At 34.5% G+C, this 17,887-nt stretch carries 21 protein-coding genes; 12 read left to right on the plus strand and 9 right to left on the minus strand.

Translation table 11 applies throughout. The features are described from left to right. Positions 1-23 precede the first annotated feature (23 nt). A complete protein-coding gene (locus O1A01_RS05740; RefSeq protein WP_270065770.1) occupies positions 24-905 on the minus strand; it encodes a peptidylprolyl isomerase in 882 nt (293 codons plus the stop codon). Positions 906-1,193: 288 nt separating this feature from the next. Here O1A01_RS05740 and O1A01_RS05745 point away from each other — a divergent pair, with 288 nt between their 5' ends. Next, positions 1,194-1,283 (plus strand): YjcZ family sporulation protein, encoded by a 90-nt coding sequence (locus O1A01_RS05745; RefSeq protein WP_066421542.1) that lies wholly within the window; start codon positions 1,194-1,196, stop codon positions 1,281-1,283. 34 nt (positions 1,284-1,317) lie between these two features. After that, a complete protein-coding gene (locus tag O1A01_RS05750; protein ID WP_066421548.1) occupies positions 1,318-1,404 on the plus strand; it encodes a YjcZ family sporulation protein in 87 nt (28 codons plus the stop codon). Between the two features lie 81 nt (positions 1,405-1,485). Here O1A01_RS05750 and O1A01_RS05755 read toward each other — a convergent pair whose 3' ends face one another. Both O1A01_RS05755 and O1A01_RS05760 read right to left on the minus strand, forming a co-directional pair. After that, a complete protein-coding gene (locus O1A01_RS05755) occupies positions 1,486-1,671 on the minus strand; it encodes a hypothetical protein (protein ID WP_066421555.1) in 186 nt (61 codons plus the stop codon). Positions 1,672-1,769: 98 nt separating this feature from the next. Further along, positions 1,770-2,312, minus strand: coding sequence for a DUF3267 domain-containing protein (locus O1A01_RS05760; protein WP_066421558.1), 543 nt, complete (start codon positions 2,310-2,312; stop codon positions 1,770-1,772). A 276-nt stretch (positions 2,313-2,588) separates the two neighbouring features. Between O1A01_RS05760 and O1A01_RS05765 the strand changes: the two genes are divergently transcribed. Next, a complete protein-coding gene (locus O1A01_RS05765; protein WP_066421561.1) occupies positions 2,589-2,918 on the plus strand; it encodes a DUF1878 family protein in 330 nt (109 codons plus the stop codon). On the opposite strand, the gene O1A01_RS05770 is transcribed toward O1A01_RS05765, so the two are convergent. Further along, the gene (locus O1A01_RS05770; protein ID WP_066421563.1) at positions 2,911-3,504 is read right to left on the minus strand and encodes an HTH-type transcriptional regulator Hpr; all 594 of its coding nucleotides are present in this window, start codon (positions 3,502-3,504) and stop codon (positions 2,911-2,913) included. The genes O1A01_RS05765 and O1A01_RS05770 overlap by 8 nt on opposite strands. A 75-nt stretch (positions 3,505-3,579) precedes the next feature. Continuing rightward, positions 3,580-3,945 (minus strand): YtxH domain-containing protein, encoded by a 366-nt coding sequence (locus tag O1A01_RS05775; protein ID WP_084380755.1) that lies wholly within the window; start codon positions 3,943-3,945, stop codon positions 3,580-3,582. Between the two features lie 224 nt (positions 3,946-4,169). Between O1A01_RS05775 and O1A01_RS05780 the strand changes: the two genes are divergently transcribed. After that, positions 4,170-4,361 carry a membrane protein YhzF gene (locus O1A01_RS05780; RefSeq protein ID WP_066421568.1) on the plus strand — a complete coding sequence of 64 codons (192 nt, stop codon included), beginning with the start codon at positions 4,170-4,172 and terminating at the stop codon, positions 4,359-4,361. 77 nt (positions 4,362-4,438) lie between these two features. Here the strand turns inward: O1A01_RS05780 and O1A01_RS05785 are convergent, their stop codons facing one another. Both O1A01_RS05785 and O1A01_RS05790 read right to left on the minus strand, forming a co-directional pair. Next, on the minus strand, positions 4,439-4,963 hold the full coding sequence (locus O1A01_RS05785; protein WP_066421569.1) for a tryptophan transporter: 525 nt from the start codon (positions 4,961-4,963) through the stop codon (positions 4,439-4,441). 506 nt (positions 4,964-5,469) lie between these two features. Then, positions 5,470-5,889: an HIT family protein gene (locus O1A01_RS05790; protein ID WP_066420898.1), complete on the minus strand. Its 420-nt coding sequence runs from the start codon at positions 5,887-5,889 to the stop codon at positions 5,470-5,472. Positions 5,890-6,704: 815 nt separating this feature from the next. On the opposite strand from O1A01_RS05790, the gene O1A01_RS05795 reads away from it, so the two are divergent. The 3 genes from O1A01_RS05795 (at position 6,705) to O1A01_RS05805 (ending at position 9,757) form a co-directional block, all read left to right on the plus strand. After that, entirely contained in the window at positions 6,705-7,448 is a 744-nt protein-coding gene (locus O1A01_RS05795; protein WP_066420899.1) for an ABC transporter ATP-binding protein, read from the plus strand. After that, on the plus strand, positions 7,441-8,655 hold the full coding sequence (locus O1A01_RS05800) for an ABC transporter permease (protein ID WP_066420900.1): 1,215 nt from the start codon (positions 7,441-7,443) through the stop codon (positions 8,653-8,655). Before O1A01_RS05795 ends, O1A01_RS05800 begins: the two co-directional genes overlap by 8 nt. A 382-nt stretch (positions 8,656-9,037) precedes the next feature. Then, positions 9,038-9,757 (plus strand): EcsC family protein, encoded by a 720-nt coding sequence (locus tag O1A01_RS05805; RefSeq protein ID WP_066420902.1) that lies wholly within the window; start codon positions 9,038-9,040, stop codon positions 9,755-9,757. Between the two features lie 125 nt (positions 9,758-9,882). Here the strand turns inward: O1A01_RS05805 and O1A01_RS05810 are convergent, their stop codons facing one another. Further along, positions 9,883-11,082, minus strand: a complete 1,200-nt coding sequence (locus tag O1A01_RS05810; RefSeq protein ID WP_066420903.1) for a M20 metallopeptidase family protein — start codon at positions 11,080-11,082, stop codon at positions 9,883-9,885. Between the two features lie 210 nt (positions 11,083-11,292). Between O1A01_RS05810 and O1A01_RS05815 the strand changes: the two genes are divergently transcribed. The 4 genes from O1A01_RS05815 to O1A01_RS05830 all read left to right on the plus strand — a co-directional run bounded on the left by O1A01_RS05815 (position 11,293) and on the right by O1A01_RS05830 (position 14,590). After that, complete coding sequence (locus O1A01_RS05815) at positions 11,293-11,955, plus strand: phosphatase PAP2 family protein (protein WP_270065771.1); 663 nt, start codon at positions 11,293-11,295, stop codon at positions 11,953-11,955. 127 nt (positions 11,956-12,082) lie between these two features. Then, positions 12,083-12,889 carry a cell wall-active antibiotics response protein LiaF gene (gene liaF, locus O1A01_RS05820; protein ID WP_066420906.1) on the plus strand — a complete coding sequence of 269 codons (807 nt, stop codon included), beginning with the start codon at positions 12,083-12,085 and terminating at the stop codon, positions 12,887-12,889. Beyond that, on the plus strand, positions 12,876-13,949 hold the full coding sequence (locus tag O1A01_RS05825; protein ID WP_235858304.1) for a sensor histidine kinase: 1,074 nt from the start codon (positions 12,876-12,878) through the stop codon (positions 13,947-13,949). The genes liaF and O1A01_RS05825 overlap by 14 nt, the downstream gene beginning before the upstream one ends. After that, positions 13,946-14,590 (plus strand): response regulator transcription factor, encoded by a 645-nt coding sequence (locus O1A01_RS05830; protein ID WP_066420908.1) that lies wholly within the window; start codon positions 13,946-13,948, stop codon positions 14,588-14,590. The genes O1A01_RS05825 and O1A01_RS05830 overlap by 4 nt, the downstream gene beginning before the upstream one ends. Positions 14,591-14,788: 198 nt before the next feature. Here O1A01_RS05830 and O1A01_RS05835 read toward each other — a convergent pair whose 3' ends face one another. Then, positions 14,789-15,295 (minus strand): antibiotic biosynthesis monooxygenase family protein, encoded by a 507-nt coding sequence (locus O1A01_RS05835; RefSeq protein WP_066420910.1) that lies wholly within the window; start codon positions 15,293-15,295, stop codon positions 14,789-14,791. A gap of 129 nt (positions 15,296-15,424) precedes the next feature. Here O1A01_RS05835 and O1A01_RS05840 point away from each other — a divergent pair, with 129 nt between their 5' ends. After that, positions 15,425-17,599, plus strand: coding sequence for a transglycosylase domain-containing protein (locus O1A01_RS05840; RefSeq protein ID WP_270066379.1), 2,175 nt, complete (start codon positions 15,425-15,427; stop codon positions 17,597-17,599). Positions 17,600-17,887 lie beyond the last annotated feature (288 nt).

Below are 17,887 nucleotides of genomic sequence, written 5' to 3' on the forward strand. Positions count from 1 at the left end.
ACAACCTCTTCTCTAAATTAATTTTAATCTTCTGTTGTGAATGTGTTTTTTAATTGTCCATCTAATACTTTTACATTGGCGTCCTTTAGTGCTTCTTGTACTGCAGTCTCCACGATTGTAGGATCTGCCATCACTTTATTTTGTCGTACTTCGTTTTTTATTTGTTCATAAACTTCATCGAATGGCTGCTTTTCTTCTTTATCAGTAAGCAAAATAATATGGTAACCGTACATTGTTTCTACAATATCGCTAATTTCTCCAATTTCAAGATTGTACGCAGCATCTTCAAACTCTGTTAACATTCTTCCTGGTCCAAACCAATCCAAATCACCACCGTTTTCAGCGGTAGCATCTGTAGAATATTCTTTTGCTAGTTCGGAAAAATCTTCTCCTTCGTTTAATTTTGCTTTAATTTCTTGTGCTAACTGTTCGTCTTCCACTAAAATGTGACTAGCTCGAATGGGAAGTTTTAGCTGATCGTAATATTCTTTTATTTCTTCATCTGTAACCGTTACTGCCTCCATCCCAATTTTTTCTTGAAGCATCGAAACTGTTAATGTAGGGATAAATTGATCATCCGATTTAAATCCACTATTTCTTAAGGCAAGTTCATATTGGGGACCTAACTGCTCTTTTAATTCGTCTAAACGCTCCTGAACTTCTTCATCGGTTATTTCAATCTGGTTGCTTAACACCTTACCGTATACAAGTTCTCTTAAAATTTCCTCACCAAACCTAATTTTCATTGCTTCATATAGTTCTTCTTTTGTAATGTCACCATCCGTTGAAGTAGCGACAACAGTTTTTTCTGCAATTTCTTCGCTATCGTTAATTGAATTATTGTTACAAGCAACTAATCCAATTAATAATAATCCAGCAAGTATGGAAAAGTACCAATTTCTCAATTTTCTACACCTCAACTAAATAAATTTACAAGTCATACTATATCACATGGAGAATAAGAAAAAAAACTTGTGGACAGATGATGAAGGATTTAAAAAAAATGGGTAAACGTCCAATCAAAAATATGACAAATACATATTTATATAGAGAAACATGAAACAAAAGGCATTGTTACAGTAATCCTTCCCAGGGTTTCATGTAATGAAGTAAGGCCGGCTAAAATCGCCTACGCCTTCGTTAAGAACGTTGCAAATGCAGGTTGTAACTTCTCAAAAGGAGGTGTTACTAAAATGAGTGCTCCATATGCAGGTGGAGGATTTGCGTTAATTGTCGTATTGTTCATCTTGTTAGTAATTGTAGGTGCAGCATGGCTATACTAATTACTTGTCAGATTAAATAAAGGAGGAAAAAGGAATGTCAGGTTATGCAGGTGGCGGTTTCGCGCTAATCGTTGTATTGTTCATCTTGTTAGTAATCGTAGGTGCAGCTTGGTTATATTAATAAAAAAAGAGATGAGAGGCTTGCTCTCATCTCTGTTTTTTCATTAAATTAAATTTGATTGTGTTCATGCTCCTAATAAACTTATTGTGACGAAAGTAATATATCTACATAAGAAGAGATTAATAAGATAGTAATAAGTACGTTAATAGTCCGGTACACACCTTCTTGTCGCTCTTCAGGAATTTCTTTTTGCTCACATAAAGAGTTCGTCAGTTTATTTATGTAATAGAGTATGAATACAGCCACCGGGATGAATAAGATAGCCATACAGGTCTCCTCCTTTAATGGCGTGCTATTATAGTTTAACAATAACAAAAAAACAAAAGAAAAGATAGCTTGACATTTCAAAAAAATATGGAAGAGACCTAATCTTCGTTCATTATTAATATATCGTAACCATTTTCAATTTCTTCAATTTGACAAGCCCTTGGTGCAGAGTTTATTTGTTTAAGATATAAAAAGTCCGGAACAGATAATCCAATGTTAAAAGCGAGCAAAATAGAAATATAATGAAAATATGCTGGTAACATAAATGTTAATACTGTAAGAATAGCTGTTATCGCAATAACAGGCATTAAAAATATAACGTATGATTGAAATTTTGAAAAAGGTTGTTCCGATTTAATCGTTAAAAACGGAAGGCAATATTGTAAGCGCCATGAGAAGCATACTTTTTTCTTCGATAGTACTACTGGTAAAGCATGAAATAATTTATGTGTAGTTGGTATGCAAATTAACGCTAACAAAAACAAGCTAAAATATTTTGATGAAACATCTTGCTGAGAGAATATTAGATTAAAAGATAAAAAGATCATAATAAAGGCTAGTAATGTAATAATTAAAGAAACACCTGTGATGCGGTGGACTCCATATTGTCTATTAATATTTATGGACTTCCAACAGTTCATGTAGATTCACCTTCCAAAGTAAATAAAAACTAGAAATCATTAGAATACTTTACGACGTTTTATTGGAAAAATCAATAGCGAAAATCACTTTTTTTTGTCATGTTTTATTTGTTCTCGAAAAAATGGATATGGAGATAATTCAAAGAATACTAGACTAGTATAAATCTAGCTTTTTTCTTTTCTTGAAAAACATAAACATTAAATAATATTTGGCAAATGTAAGAAGAACAGATAGAATAGAGGTGTTATGAATGTGGAAATTTAGGAGCGAGAAAAATGGAAGTATTAGAGGATAGATTGGCAAAAATTGAATACCATCTGCAATTATTAATGAAGCATATTGATGTAGAATTATATCCATTTGACATACTAGTAATAAAACGAGGGATTAGTAAAGAGGAAGTAGAAGTACTATTTGAAATATGTGAAAAATTGAACATAGAATTAGAAAAGCAAAAAGCGGATGGATTTGTAACATTTTCACCGCTTCTCACTAAATGGAATGCTTTAATACCAGCAAAATTTCCTAAAGAGGAAACTATATTCGCTCTTTATAAACAGAATATTTATAGAGATTTAACGAAGGAGCTATTAAATCTTATATAGTGTTAGACAATTCCGCTTTTTCTTCTGTTTTCTTCTTTACAATTTTTCCATCAACATCTTCAAATCCTTGTTCGATATTGTTAAATGATCGTTCAAAAATGTCCATGAAATCATCACCGTAAACATTTTTCACAACACACATTATATCTAAGAAATCAGGGAATTTCCCATACAATTCTTTTAATGGTAAGGCACCGTTATAAGTAGAATGATTAAAAGGCTTATAATTTTCCATCATATCTAAAAGCATTTCTTCGCCTTTAGATGTTAATTCAATATACGTATTTCGTTTATCATTTTCTTTTTTAGAGAATCGGAGGAGTTCGCGCTCTTCCAGTTTTTTTGAGAAATTAAATGCAGTAGAAACATGCATTACTCCAAATTTAGCAATTTCAGATATACTAGCACCTTTTAAGTGATAAGCAATCCATATAATATGATGTTCATTAATATTTAAGTCATAAGGCTTGATCCATTGTTGCCAATCCTTTTCAACTGACTTCCACAATGCTTTACTAACTTGAGCCACGCGTTGACTAAAAAGCATAGCTTCAATTAAAGAGTACTCTTTATTTTTAGTATTCATCTTTGCTCACCTACTTTTTACTAATATACTAGTTCCTATTATGACAATAAAATAATAATTAATAAAGGTTAAAATTTACAAATTATTTTGTTTAACTGTTTTTTCAAGTTCTTCCAGTTCTTTTTGGATGTTTTCCATCTTATCTTCAATATTCTTTCTATGATGTGCAGCGTCATTTTGCCAATGCTGAACCGATTTTTTTAAGTCCGTGGCCACACTTGTAATGACATTTGAACTTTCTGTAATCGCTTTCTTAAAATCGTTCGCTAACACCTTTCCTTCTCCCGCTATGTCTTGGTAAGATTCCTTTGCATTTTGTTGTGCAACAGTTAAGTTATCTCGGATCTTCTTACCGGAAGATGGAGTTGTAAGTAATGTTGTGATGGAGCCTATCACCCCTCCTACAATTATACCATACATGAATGATTTGCCATTCATCATTTTCACCTCAGTTTTGTTATTGAAATATAATGGATTTATAGAGGATTATTATATAATTCCACAAATAAATCAATAATCCTTTTTCCATTCTTCATTTTTTTTAATATTTTTTCTAAAAATGACAAAAAAAGCGGTTAAATATATCCTGGCCGAAAAAAGAAGGACATACTCAACATATAGATAGACATTTAAGCATACATATGAAGTATAAGGAGGACGAGTGCATGGGGGTTATTAAAACGATTCTTTTTATACTGAGTATCATTTTTTTATTAGGGGGAGTAAATTTCTTCCTAGCATCGAAACGAGGGGGGGTTTATCCTTCTAGAAAAGTGTTACAAGAAAGAGCACTCGTATTAGGGGGAGCGGGAGGAATATTATTTCTTTTATCTATTCTTATCCTTTGGATTTTCTAATTATTACATTGAGGAAAGTTTATATAAGGGTAAAAACAAAAAACTAAGGCAAAATACCTTAGTTTTTTATATTTGTATTATAACGCTACAGAAAGGTTTGAGCGTTTGGCTATTGAAGTAATAATTGGATAAATGACAACCATTAACACTGTATTCATTGCACATGCAGGTAGTACAACCGTTAAGAAAAAGAATGTAAAGGATGCTCCTCCAGGAAGACCTACAATTAGTAAGGCACTAGTTAGAAAAACAGTACCAGAAATAATTGTCCCAACTGCTGTTAAAATACCAGCGCGAACTAATGGCTTATCGAAATTTTTTAAAGCTAAATATAGAAAATAAAATGCAAATGCTGTTAACGGCTTATCAATAATGTTAGGAATTTGTCCGCCAGGAAATCCTGTTGTTAGGGCGGAAATAAAACCAGTTACAACACCTATTAGTAAGACGTTTTTACGTTCAGGAAAAAGCAAAATTCCGATAAACATCATAATTAGTGATAGATCGGGTTTCATACCGAATATAAAGTTAGGGACTACTGCATGTAAAACTGTCCCAATGGCAGCTAATAAAGCTAATGCTACTAGAGTCTTTGTTTTCATTTCTCATCTCTCCTCGACTATTCTATTCATTTATTGTTGCTATCCCACTAGTACACTCGTTGTCTAGTGCGAATAACATATTGTCATTATACTACTTTAATGATGGAAAGGGAAGGGGGGATTTTTCTAACAATTCAAAAAATAGGTTGAGACATAACTATTGTATCCACGAAAAAAAGAACAAAAAATTGCGGGTAAAGTGCTCCGGAAATATACTTCGCTTTCCGCGGGCGTGTCTAGTAACGGCGGCTTGGCCCTCGAGACATAAGACATTCACTTCCGTTGGGCAAAGAGCGCCCATCTGCAGCGCCTGTCTTATGCTTGTCGGGCCAGATCGAGCCGCCTTCACTTTTCGTGCTGGTGAGCCTCCTCGTGCTAAAGCACTGCGGGGTCTCACCTATGCCTTTCCTCCCGCTGGAGTCTACGTATATTTCCTCCGCTAGTTTGCCGATTGTTCGTTTTTCATCATGATTATTTTAGTTTTGTCCCAGCCTCTTACTAATGGTTTAAATACCGTTTTTAATACTACTTGCAATTTCTTGTAGTTTTTCAGGTGTATAGTCACTTTGGTTAGATTTCCAAACTGCGCCAAATCCGTCCCCTTTACCGTAACGGGGAATGATGTGCATATGATAGTGGAAAACAGATTGACCAGCTGCTTCGCCGTTGTTATTAAGTAAATTTAAGCCAACAGGATCAAATTGTGCTTTTATTGAATTTGCGATTTTAGGTACGACTTCTAAAACTTTCCCTGCAAGTTCTGGTGTTAATTCATAAATGTTTTCTTTATGTACTTTAGGTATTACGAGTGTGTGTCCTTTCGTTACTTGACTAATATCTAGAAAAGCCAGTACGTGTTCATCTTCATACACTTTAGCTGCAGGGATGTCGCCATTAATAATTTTACAAAAGATACAATCAGACATAACTTTTCACCTCACATTGTTTTGTTGTATTTTACCATATTCAATCATAAAGTTGTATGAAAGTGTTTTATTTGCAATAATTCCAGCTTTCCTTCGCAACCATATTTATTATGTAGCAGTTGCCTCTACGTATTTTAAAAGTGAAAAAGCAGAAGCAACATACGTTGCCTCTGCTAGAAGAGAGGGCGATTATCCAAAACTTCTGCTTCTCTTCGAATTAGAGAAGCAATCTACTTCATTTTAAAGAACAAACAACTTGTGTTTGATAAACACCTCATTTGACTTAAAAATGCTAGTGATTACTTCCTTTATTCAATGTTACCATCCCCTTATTACTTTAGTTAACACAACGAAAGTAACTTGGAACTAGACTAAATTGTCTTTGACAAACACCTCATTTATAAATAGATGATGTTAATGTTTTAATGGAAACGAAAAGTATCGCCCACAAACACCTCATTCCATTCATTAGGTGTTACTTAGATGGTTAAGTCCTGCAACGGTCTAGAGAAGCTTCCGATAAATACGGTCCTGTCTTTGACAAGCACCCCATTTTCAGTTAAGTTACCGGCTTAATGCTGCCCCCTCTTCCTTCATTATTGTGTACGAAAAAGGATAAACTATTCATTCGGTTTATAAATTTTGAGAAAAAAGTTGAAATTTGTTACATGTTTACTTTTTTTGTAGTCTGATGAAAAATAAAAGACAATTCGCAGGAATTTGAATCATTTGTGTAGTAATCTTGTATAAGGTATGATTTGTCCGTGGCTAAAAGTAATATCCACGGATAGTTCTGAAGGAGTGAAAAAAAAAACATGACAAATTTGTTAGAAATAAATGAGTTAACGGGTGGTTATACGAACCAAGCCGTTTTAAAAGATATATCATTTTCCGTAAAGGAAAAAGAGCTTGTAGGGCTAATCGGTTTAAACGGGGCGGGCAAAAGTACTACGATAAAACATATTATTGGTACAATGGAGCCGAAAAAAGGAACCATTACGATTGATGGTAATTCTATTAAGGATAATGTAACAAAATTTCGTTCGCAGTTTACATTTATTCCGGAAACACCAATATTGTATGATGAGTTAACACTATACGAACATTTAGAATTAACGGCGATGGCTTACGGGCTATCGAAGCAAACGTTTGAAGAGAGGTTACATCCGTTATTAAAGGAATTTAGAATGGAAAAAAGATTAAAATGGTTTCCTGCTCATTTTTCAAAAGGAATGAAACAAAAAGTAATGATTTTGTCTGCGTTTTTAGTTGAACCGAGACTTTATATTGTCGATGAGCCTTTTGTTGGATTAGATCCATTAGCTATTAATTCTTTACTTGAATTAATGGAAAAAGCTAAAAATAGTGGGGCAGGAATTTTAATGTCAACTCATATTTTAGCAACAGCAGAAAAATATTGTGATTCCTTTGTAATTTTACATAATGGCGAAATAAGAGCAAAAGGTACTTTAGCTGAAATACGAGAGCAGTTTAATATGCCGGCAGCTTCTCTTGATGATTTATATATCCAATTAACAAAGGAAGATAGCAATGTTTAATACAGAACAGTTTTGGAAAAAAAGGTTTCTTCAATATTTAAAGGAATCACGTAGTTATTTAAAATATATGTTTAATGACCATTTAGTCATTGTCATGATTTTTCTTTTAAGTGGACTTGCCCTTACTTATCAAAATTGGCTACAAGTAGTACCGACAACTTTTCCATATGCCGTTTTAATGGGGATAATATTAGCGTTACTTTTAACGAGAGGGGGCATCCGTACGTTTTTAAAGGAGCCCGATATAGTATTTTTACTTCCATTAGAAGAAAAGTTAAAACCTTACATTAAGAAATCGTTTCTCTTTTCAATCGCATTAGAAAGTTATTTCTTATTAATTGTTTTCGGCGTTTCTGTCCCGCTATATTTAAAAGTAACAGGTGCGGCTAGTCAACCTGTATTAGTCATTTTAATAATGCTTATCGGGGTGAAAAGTTGGAATTTGTGGATGAGTTGGATTATGGGATTTTACACAGATAAACGTGTCCGTTATTATGATCATGGCATTCGGCTTATTATTAATTTCACTTTAATTTATTTACTATTTACCGGAGCCAATTTAGCGTACATCATTGCTGTTATGATTATTATGTTGTTAATGTTAGTGTATTTCCAGCAAACAATTAAGAATATGACTTGGAAATGGGAATATCTTATAAATGAAGAAACGAAACGAGCTCAACTTTTTTATCGTGTAGCTAATCTGTTTGTAGATGTTCCAGGCTTAAAAGAAAAGGTAAAGAGACGTAAATGGTTAGATAGTATTTTATCCATTATTAGCTATAAACAAGATAATAGTTATCTTTATTTGTATACACGTACATTTTTAAGGTCAGGCGATTATTTTGGGTTGTTCTTAAGATTACTTGTAATAGGAGTTGTATTACTCAATTTTCTACCAGTTGGATATGGAACGTATATAGTGCCATTGTTTGTTTTATATTTGACAGCATTTCAATTAGTTCCAATGTGGAGATATCACTACAATAAATTATGGTTAAATTTATATCCATTAAGTAAAGAGCAGCAGTATAAATCATTTTTAAGTTTGCTCTTATCCGTTTTAATAGTACAAACCTTTATCCTATCGTTAATTGTTGCTATTACTGCAACATTCACCCATTTTATAATCGTATTAATAGGTGGAATTGCATTCTCGTACCTTTACGTTCAATACTCAGCCAAAAAAAGAGTACAATCTATATAACGAAATTCTCAAAAGTACATTCCCATCTTAGGTAGACACCGATGAAAATGAAATATTGTACCATAGGGCATGAAAATAGGATATGTCGGTCTTGACCTACCCTATAAGTTGGTTTAACAGACTTTAGAACCGTGAGTGGATCGGAGCGAAGGACATTTGACTCCAGCGGGAGTAGCGTGAGCCTTGAGACCCCGCACGAGCGTAAGCGAGGAGGAGGCTCAAGCCACGCCCGGGGGAGACTTATGTCCGTAGCGAAGAGGAGCGGACTAACAATAAAACAAGAGAAACACTCAAGTCGTGCCCGATGCCTGCTTGAGTGTTTTTTTGAAACTTTTTTACTAAATCTACGTATGTATAGTACAAAGTATTTGGAGGTTTAAGAATGAACTATGAACAAAAAGTATTGCGAGATATGGAAAAGTGGAAATTAGAACTATCCAGCAAACCAAATATGTTTAAAAGACTATCCAAAAATACTCAAAATAAAGTAAATAGTTTCATCCCAGAAAAAGTCCATCACTTCATAACGGAAAGTATTAAAAAGATGGTCCAAGCAACGCTAGCGGGAAGTAATATAACAACAAAAAAGCGGGACGATATAGAAAGTCTTACACTAGAAGAAAAGGAAAAGCTTGTACTAGAAAAATTAGATAAATTTAAACGAACGGCAGCAGCTGAAGGAGCAGGAACTGGTGCTGGTGGAATACTGTTAGGCTTAGCAGATTTTCCACTCTTATTATCTATAAAGATTAAATTTTTATTTGAAGCATGCTCACTATATGGCTTTGATCCAAAAAAGTACGAAGAAAGATTGTTTCTCCTCTATATTTTTCAATTAGCTTTCTCAAGTGAGGAACATCGTAAAGAAGTATTAACAATCATTGAAAATTGGGAGAATGAAGTGGAAGACAGAAAAGAACTAGATTGGCGAACTCTTCAACAAGAATATCGAGATTTTCTTGATTTAGTAAAATTATTTCAAATGGTACCGGGTTTCGGAGCTGTAGTCGGGGCATATGCTAACTTTAATTTATTAGACCAATTAGGTAAAACGGCAATGAACTGTTATCGAATGAGAATAATGAATAAAACTCGCAATTAGGTTGTTGACCCGAAAAGTTAGAGAATAGCTCTAACTTTTCGGGCCTTCCTTACCTTTGCGAGTTTTTTGCTAATGCTGGAGGAAAATAAGTATGGAGCGGATTACGCTAGTTACTTATATTTCAATTACACATTTGTAGCAGTTTTAGCTTCTGCATGAACATTTATAGTAGCTGCTGCAAGTGTTTTGGCAGCGACAAGCATTGCCTTTTCGTTTATATCGAATTTAGGGTGGTGATGAGGATACGCCTCCTCTACTCCTTTTGGTTTAGCCCCAGTGAAGAAAAATGACCCTTTTACGTGTCGTAAATAATAGGAAAAATCCTCTCCGCCCATTTGAGGCTCCGTTTCAACTACATGTTTCACTTCCTCTAAATTTGAGGCAACACTAACTAAATATTCTGTTTCTTCTTTATGGTTTATCACAGCAGGGTATCCTCGGTGGAACTTATACGTATACGTTGAATCATTCAATGCACATGTTGCATAGGCAGCCTTGTCAATATCACGCTCTATTTGATCACGTACATCTTCGCTGAACGTTCGAACAGTACCTTCGAGGGATGCTGTATCAGCTATAACATTAAATGCATTTTCTGCAACGAATTTACCTACGGAAATAACAGAAGGTTCAACGGGATTAACGTAACGGCTTACGATTTGTTGTAAATTCAAGACTAACTGAGAGGCTGTAACAACAGCATCTTTCGTTCGATGAGGTTGAGCACCATGCCCACCAGAACCTTGAACTTTTATTTCAAATCGGTCCGCCGCAGCCATAATTGGTCCAACACGATATTCAATTGTACCTACAGGAACTGATGCCCAAAGATGTGTACCGAAAATTACGTCTACTCCATCTAAACAACCATCCTCAATCATAGCAATTGCTCCACCAGGTGCATATTCTTCAGCATGCTGATGAATAAAAACAACTGTACCCGATAGCTCATTTCGTAATTCGTGTATAGCTTTTGCTAGTACGAGAAGTGTTGCTGTATGACCGTCATGACCACAAGCATGCATCACACCTTCAACGGTTGATTTGTAAGGGACTTCTTTTTCGTCTTGAATTGGTAACGCGTCAAAGTCTGCACGCAAAGCAACAGTTTTACCAGGTTTAGCACCATGAACTTTTGCGACAACACCATTTCCGCCTACATCTGTTCTAACATCTGTAACACCAAGTTTTTCATAATAAGCTGCTATATAATTCGCAGTTTTATATTCTTTAAAAGATAATTCAGGATGTTGATGTAAATGTCGTCTGATTTCTACCATTTCATCATAATATCGATCAAGTAGTGATAATAAGTTTTCTAGCATTCCATTCCTCTCCTTTATGTTGTTTCGTGTCTAGAAATATATGAGATAATACTAGTTTATATAAAAAGTTGAAAAAATAATAGTCAAACTTTTCTTAAATATATATCATTAATAAAAAGAACGTGAAAAAATGACTAAAAAAATAATTCATTTCATTTTATGATAGAAACGTAATGTGAATGACTATGGAAGATTAGGAGGGGTGAAATTATGCAAACTGAAAGAGAAGTAAAGAGTACTTCTGAGTGGAGATGGATGAAACCAATCGCAATTATAGGCCTAATAGGTGTATTTGTTTGGTCCTTATTTTTCGTCATTGGCGAAAAAACATTTTTTTATGACGTTTGGATTCAAGGAATAGTAAGTATCATCGCAACAGAAGGTGTGAGAGGTTTTTTTGAGCTTTTCACAATATTAGGTGATAAACAAGGTGTTATCCCGATATTGATTATTAGTTTACTCCTAATTTGGTGGAAAAAGAAAGATTATTTAGGTATGGCAGTTTTAACAGTTGGGGTTATTGTAGTAAACGAATTAAATAAATTTATTAAAGATACGACTGGAAGAGAAAGACCAATGACAGGTCCCGGAGCTGAAAGTTTAAGTTTTCCGAGTGGACATGCGATGGTTGGACTTTTTTTCTACGGATTACTTACTTATTTAATTGTTCAATATACAAAAGGTAAAATAAGTAGTTCTGTAATTGTCACTATTGGTGCTCTTTTTATCTTTTTATTAGGATTCAGTAGACTGATATTAAACTATCATTATCCTTCCGATGTTATTGCTGGATATGCGGCGGGTACTCTAAGTTTACTTGCTGCAACTACAATTTATCATTCGCTACAAGTGAAATTTACAAAAAGGAAGTAATATTAACTTTCGGTACTATAATTCCGTCTTGAGACGGATAAAAGTACAATCGTAAGGTAGTAGGAATGTGGTGCGTTGTCATATACAATTGTTTTAAAGATATGACAACGACACATAGAGGTGAAATATGAAAACTTTAAATCAAAAATTTATTGCAGCGCTGTTAGTTTTGCTTGGCATAGTACTACTTTCCATTAATTTAGGTGTCATTTCCTTGGAAATAAAAGAGTTTTTTGTCGCATTTTATCCTCTGTTTATCGTTTTGCTTGGATTGAAATTATTAATAGATAAACTAACAAAAGGATCAGAAGTATTGTTTTTAAGCCTTTTTCTATTAGCTCTAGGTAGTTTACTTTGTTTAGACCGACTAAACATTATTGTTTTTCAATTTTCTATGATTTGGAAGCTTTGGCCATTATTAATTGTTTATATAGGTATCCAAATGTTTTTAAAAAAACGTCCTTTTCATGTGGAAATAGATTGGACATATAATGCAGATGATGAAGATGGTATATCTTTTTCTAATGACGATGATGTTATAGGAAGTCATAAAGAAAGAAACAGAGATTCTAAGAAAGTTTTCACTGTTGGTGAAATGAAAATGAATAAACAAAACTGGTCTGTAGAGCCGTTAAAGTTACGAAATGTTGTGGGGGATTATTACTTTGACTTTACGAAAGCGTATATCCCTGACAAAGAAACACCGATTCATATTAAAGGAATGGTTGCAGATATAAAGATGCTGATCCCTGAAGATTTACCAGTAAAAATAGACGCTGTTGTAAAAGCTGGACAAATTAACTTGTTTGGAGAAGAGACAAGAGGGAAAAATTGCAGAATGGTATATGAATCATCTAATTATGAGATGGCAACAAGAAAGGTATATATCGTTTTAGATGTAAAAGTAGGGGATGTTCGAATTGACAAAGTTTAATCTAGGGGCGTACCAGAAGATTCATAGTGTTCGATTTTGGTTATTACGTTCGCATGTCATTGTTGCCTTTATCACTTCGTTACTTTTATTTATTCTATTACAAGTTTTACTATTGGTTTATCCAAAGGGGATAACACTTAAAGTAGATATAACTTTATATATTACACTCGTAAGCTTTTCGATTGGACTCTTTACTAGTATTTATATTGGATATAAAAATAGTAACTATGTAAAAAAGAGGCTAGACGATATATCTACCTTTATAACAATCCTATCAAGAGGGAAATTTTCTGAACGAATTAAAATTGATAATCAGGATGAGTTAGGTCAATTAGCAGATGGAATAAATCAAATTGCGGAGAAATTCCAAAATCAAGTTAAGTCGTTGCAGAAATTAGCAGAAGAAAAGAATGATTTTGCACAAAAAGCCCATTCTGCTGCAACAATAGAGGAAAGACAAAGGTTAGCAAGAGAACTACATGACTCTGTAAGTCAGCAATTATTCGCCCTCAGTATTATGTCAAGCGCTGCTATTCGAATGTTTGATACGAAACCAGAAATTGCAAAAAAACAACTAGGGGAAATCGGGAATATTGCTTCACAAGCACAAGCGGAAATGCGAGCGTTACTACTACATTTGCGTCCAGTTTCTTTAAAAAATGACTCTTTATGTGACGGGATTAAAAAGTTAATGGAAGAATTACAAGCGAAAACACCGATTACGTTTGAATCTAGTATGGAAGAATTACCATCGATAACTGCTGTTTATGAAGATCATTTGTTTCGAATTATTCAAGAAGCGTTATCTAATATTTTACGTCATGCAGATGCCACGGTCGTGAAGCTTCAGATGCATCAAAAAGATAATTATGTATACATATTTATTAGTGACAATGGAAAAGGATTTGAATTAAATATGAATAAACTGTCCTCTTACGGCTTAGATACAATGAGAGAAAGGTGTGAAGAGCTTGGGGGACAATTTTCGATTCGGAGTAAACCAGGCGAAGGAACACATATTGAAATTCATATCCCAATCAGAGAGGAGGAACCTCAATGAAGAAAATTCGAGTTGCAGTAGTAGATGACCATGATATGGTAAGAAAAGGATTATTAGCCTATCTATATACGGAGCCTTCCATTGAAATCGTTGGTGAAGGTGCTAGTGGCAAAGAAGCAATTGAATTAGCTCATAAAGAAAAACCAGATGTTATACTCATGGATTTATTAATGGAAAATGGCACTGGGATTGATGCAACAAAAGAAATAATGAAGTTCCATTCATCTTGTAAAATAATAATTATCACTAGTTTTTATGATGATGAACAAGTGTTTCCAGCAATTGAAGCAGGTGCATTTAGTTATTTATTAAAAACAGCAAATGCAGATGATATCATTAAAGCAATTCAAAAAGCAGTATCGAATGAACCTGTTATTGAGCCAAAAGTAGCTAGTAAAATGATGAATAAATTCCGTACCCCTTTAAAACAACCACATGATAATCTAACAGAAAGAGAGATAGAAGTATTAAAATGTTTAGGAGAAGGCTTGACTAACCAAGAAATTGGTGAAGAATTGTTTATCGGAGTAAAAACGGTCAAAACACATGTAAGCAATATTTTAAGTAAATTGAATGTTGCTGATCGAACACAAGCTGCCATTTACGCAAACCGTAACGGTATTTTAAAGTCGAAAGAATGAGTCTCAAAAGCGAATGCGCTTCGATCAGGCCCGTACGGACGGACTGGGAAGTTTGATAGGTTTGATAGGGCCTAAGCGCCGGAGCTAGACGATCAAAAGCGAAGGCAGCTCGATGAGGTCCAAAGTTAATAATTGTCTAACACTTTACTTTCCTACCAATAAAATCCCTTACGGATAAAACCGAAAAGGGATTCTTTTTTATTCTTCTTCGATTTCCATTTGATAATAGGTTGAAACGTAGGAAGGTCTCGCAAAAATAGACTGCTTATCTTCTCTTTTTTCTCTTTTTTCATGTGCCTTATTATAGGCTTGTGATTGTTGCCAGTTTTTAAAAGAGCTTTCGTTTTCCCATAATGTTAATATAATATACGTTTCTGAATGGAGTGGACGTAATACTCTAATTGCAACAAATCCAGGTTCCTGTTCAATTAAGCGTGCTCTGTTTTTAAAACGGTACTCAAAAACGGGTCTCCCTTCATCCGTTACGGGAATATTATTTAACACTGCGAATTTGCCATCAACAATTGCCCCCGAAGAATCTAGTATTTCGTAATCTTTACCTTCTTTAAAATATGATTTTCCATTTGTTTCATGCATTAATATTGCAGTGTCTTCGTTCTGAAGTGCTAACAAACTTCCCTCGTGAATGGATGATTTTAACGATTCCAAATAACTACTAGTACCGTAAGTGATATAAAAATTCATCTTTCTCACTCCTTTATGTTTATTATAATGGTGCTAGAAGCAAAATAAAAATAATTCAAATTTTGTCGAAAGTCTATTATCATAAAACTTATCAAATTTACTTTTTAAGGGGGGATTGCAGTGGAACGGATGACAAAATATAAAGGCATTCCAAACTTGAAAAAACTGCTATCTGACCATCTATTTAGTGTTCTTGTTGTACCATTTGTTATTATTTCATCCTTAATAATAGGATTAATAGGATACATGCTAATCATTTATGCTGGCAATTATGTTATTGATGAAAAAAAATTAGTAATGAATTCGGCAACAACTTTAGTAGATGAGAACGGAGAATTTATTACAAAGCTTTTTGTAGAGAATAGAGAACTAGTAAAGATGGATGATATTCCCGAACATGTGCAACAGGCGTTTATAGCTGTTGAGGACCACCGTTTTTATGAGCATCGTGGGATTGATTTAAAAGCAATTACTCGAGCGATATATCGGGATATTATTGCGAGAAGTAAAGTTGAAGGTGGTAGTACTATTACCCAACAGCTTGCTAAAAATATTTTTTTAACAAATGAAAAATCTTGGCTTCGGAAAACGAAGGAAGCAGTTATAGCCATTAATTTAGAAAAGCGTTATACAAAAGAAGAAATTTTAGAAATGTACTTGAATCAAATTTATTTTGGACATGGGGTATACGGTATTGAGGCGGCGTCTAATTTTTACTTTAACGAAACCGTTTCTAACTTATCGGTAGAGCAAGGTGCAATGTTAGCTGCACTTCCTAAAGCACCGAATGGTTATTCTCCAATTAACAATCCTACGGAAGCAAAAAACAGAAGAAATGTAGTGATCAACTTATTACATGAGCATGGCTATCTTAATGCGGATGAGGCAGTAACATTACAACGTAAACCGTTAGTAGTTGATGTGAAGGAACCAGTTGAACTAGAGCCTTATCTTACTTATATTGATATGGTATATGAGGAAGCGGAGGAGAAATATGGTCTCTCAAGTGAGGAATTAATTCGTGGTGGATATGAAATTACAGTCCCACTTAATAAACAATTGCAGCAAATTGCGTATAAACACTTTCAAAATAACGATTATTTTCCTGGAACAACAGACGATGTAGAAGGTGCTTTTATATTAATGGATAGTAAAGATGGTGGTTTGTTAGCAACGATTGGTGGTAGAAATTACGTATCACGTGGATTAAATCGAGTTAATGTAAAACGACAACCTGGTTCGACTTTCAAACCATTGGTCGTATATGGACCTGCTATTGAAGAGGAGAAGTTCCTACCATATTCGACTTTAAAAGATGAACTTTTAACATACGGTAGTTACGAGCCAAGAAACCATCACAATCAGTATGTTGGAAATGTAACGATGTATGACGCCTTAAAAGATTCGTTAAATGCACCTGCTGTATGGACATTAAATGAAATGGGAGTGGAAACTGGGAAAAGTTATCTTGAGAAAATGGATCTTTCTATAAAGGATGACGGTTTATCTATCGCGTTAGGAGGATTAGAAGAAGGTGTCACACCTCTTCAATTAACGAAAGCATATCGGTCGTTTAATCATAGTGGGATGCTAATGGAGCCCTATGTTATAAAACAAATAAAAAACAAGAATGGTGAAACAATCGGAGAAGCGAAAAAAGTGCAAAAACAAGTATTTTCTGCGCAAACTGCTTGGTATATGACGCGCATGCTGATAGCAGCAGTAGAGGAAGGTAGTGGGAGAGCTGGTTCGTGGAATGGAGAGCTGGCCGGAAAAACAGGAACAACGAATTCACCAGTAAAAGAAGGAGCGATTCGGGATACTTGGTTTGTTGGTTACACTCCTGAAGTCGTCGGTTCAATATGGATGGGCTACGACAGAACAACAGAGGAACAATATTTAACAGGTGGTAGCTCATATCCTACTAGACTTTTTAAAGATATTTTAAGAGAAGCAAAACTGGACAATACTCAATTCAAAATGCCACAAGGAGTAAAAGATTTAGAGGAACCGATACGACTAGTATCTATTGAAGAGGTAGATAGCAAACTTTCATTCCATCCATTCCACTTCTTTACCGTCACCTTAAATTGGGAGAAAGGGCAGGATGAAAGAATTCATTACCATATCTATTCAGTATTAGATGGAGAACATACGAAAGTGGGGGAAGTAATAGGAGAAAATACATTCGAAATACATCATGTTAATGTATTTAATGTACCTTCTTACTATATAGTACCATTCAACCCACAAACAGAAGAACAAGGAGAACCATCAAACGAAGTTACACCTACTTTTAGATAAGACCGTGAGAGGGAAAAAGTGCGGAGGTGGCTCCAGTTTGTACGGCCCGGCTCAAACTTCACTTTTCCTCCGTACGATAAGTCAACATCAGCTCACTAACGTTCGCTGTGTTTCCTTTATCTCCTGCGGAAAAACTCCAGTTTGATTGGGCCTAAACGAGCCGCCTCCGCTTTTGGTTCTTTTCGTCAAATTTTTGAACAAACGGTCAGTTCGCTATACATTCTCAAAAATTATCGGTATAGTGTAAAAAGGCGAGTTGATCGAAAGTAAATCGTATTGATGGTTGAA

The organism is Sutcliffiella sp. NC1 (assembly GCF_027594365.1).
Classification (GTDB): domain Bacteria; phylum Bacillota; class Bacilli; order Bacillales; family Bacillaceae_I; genus Sutcliffiella; species Sutcliffiella cohnii.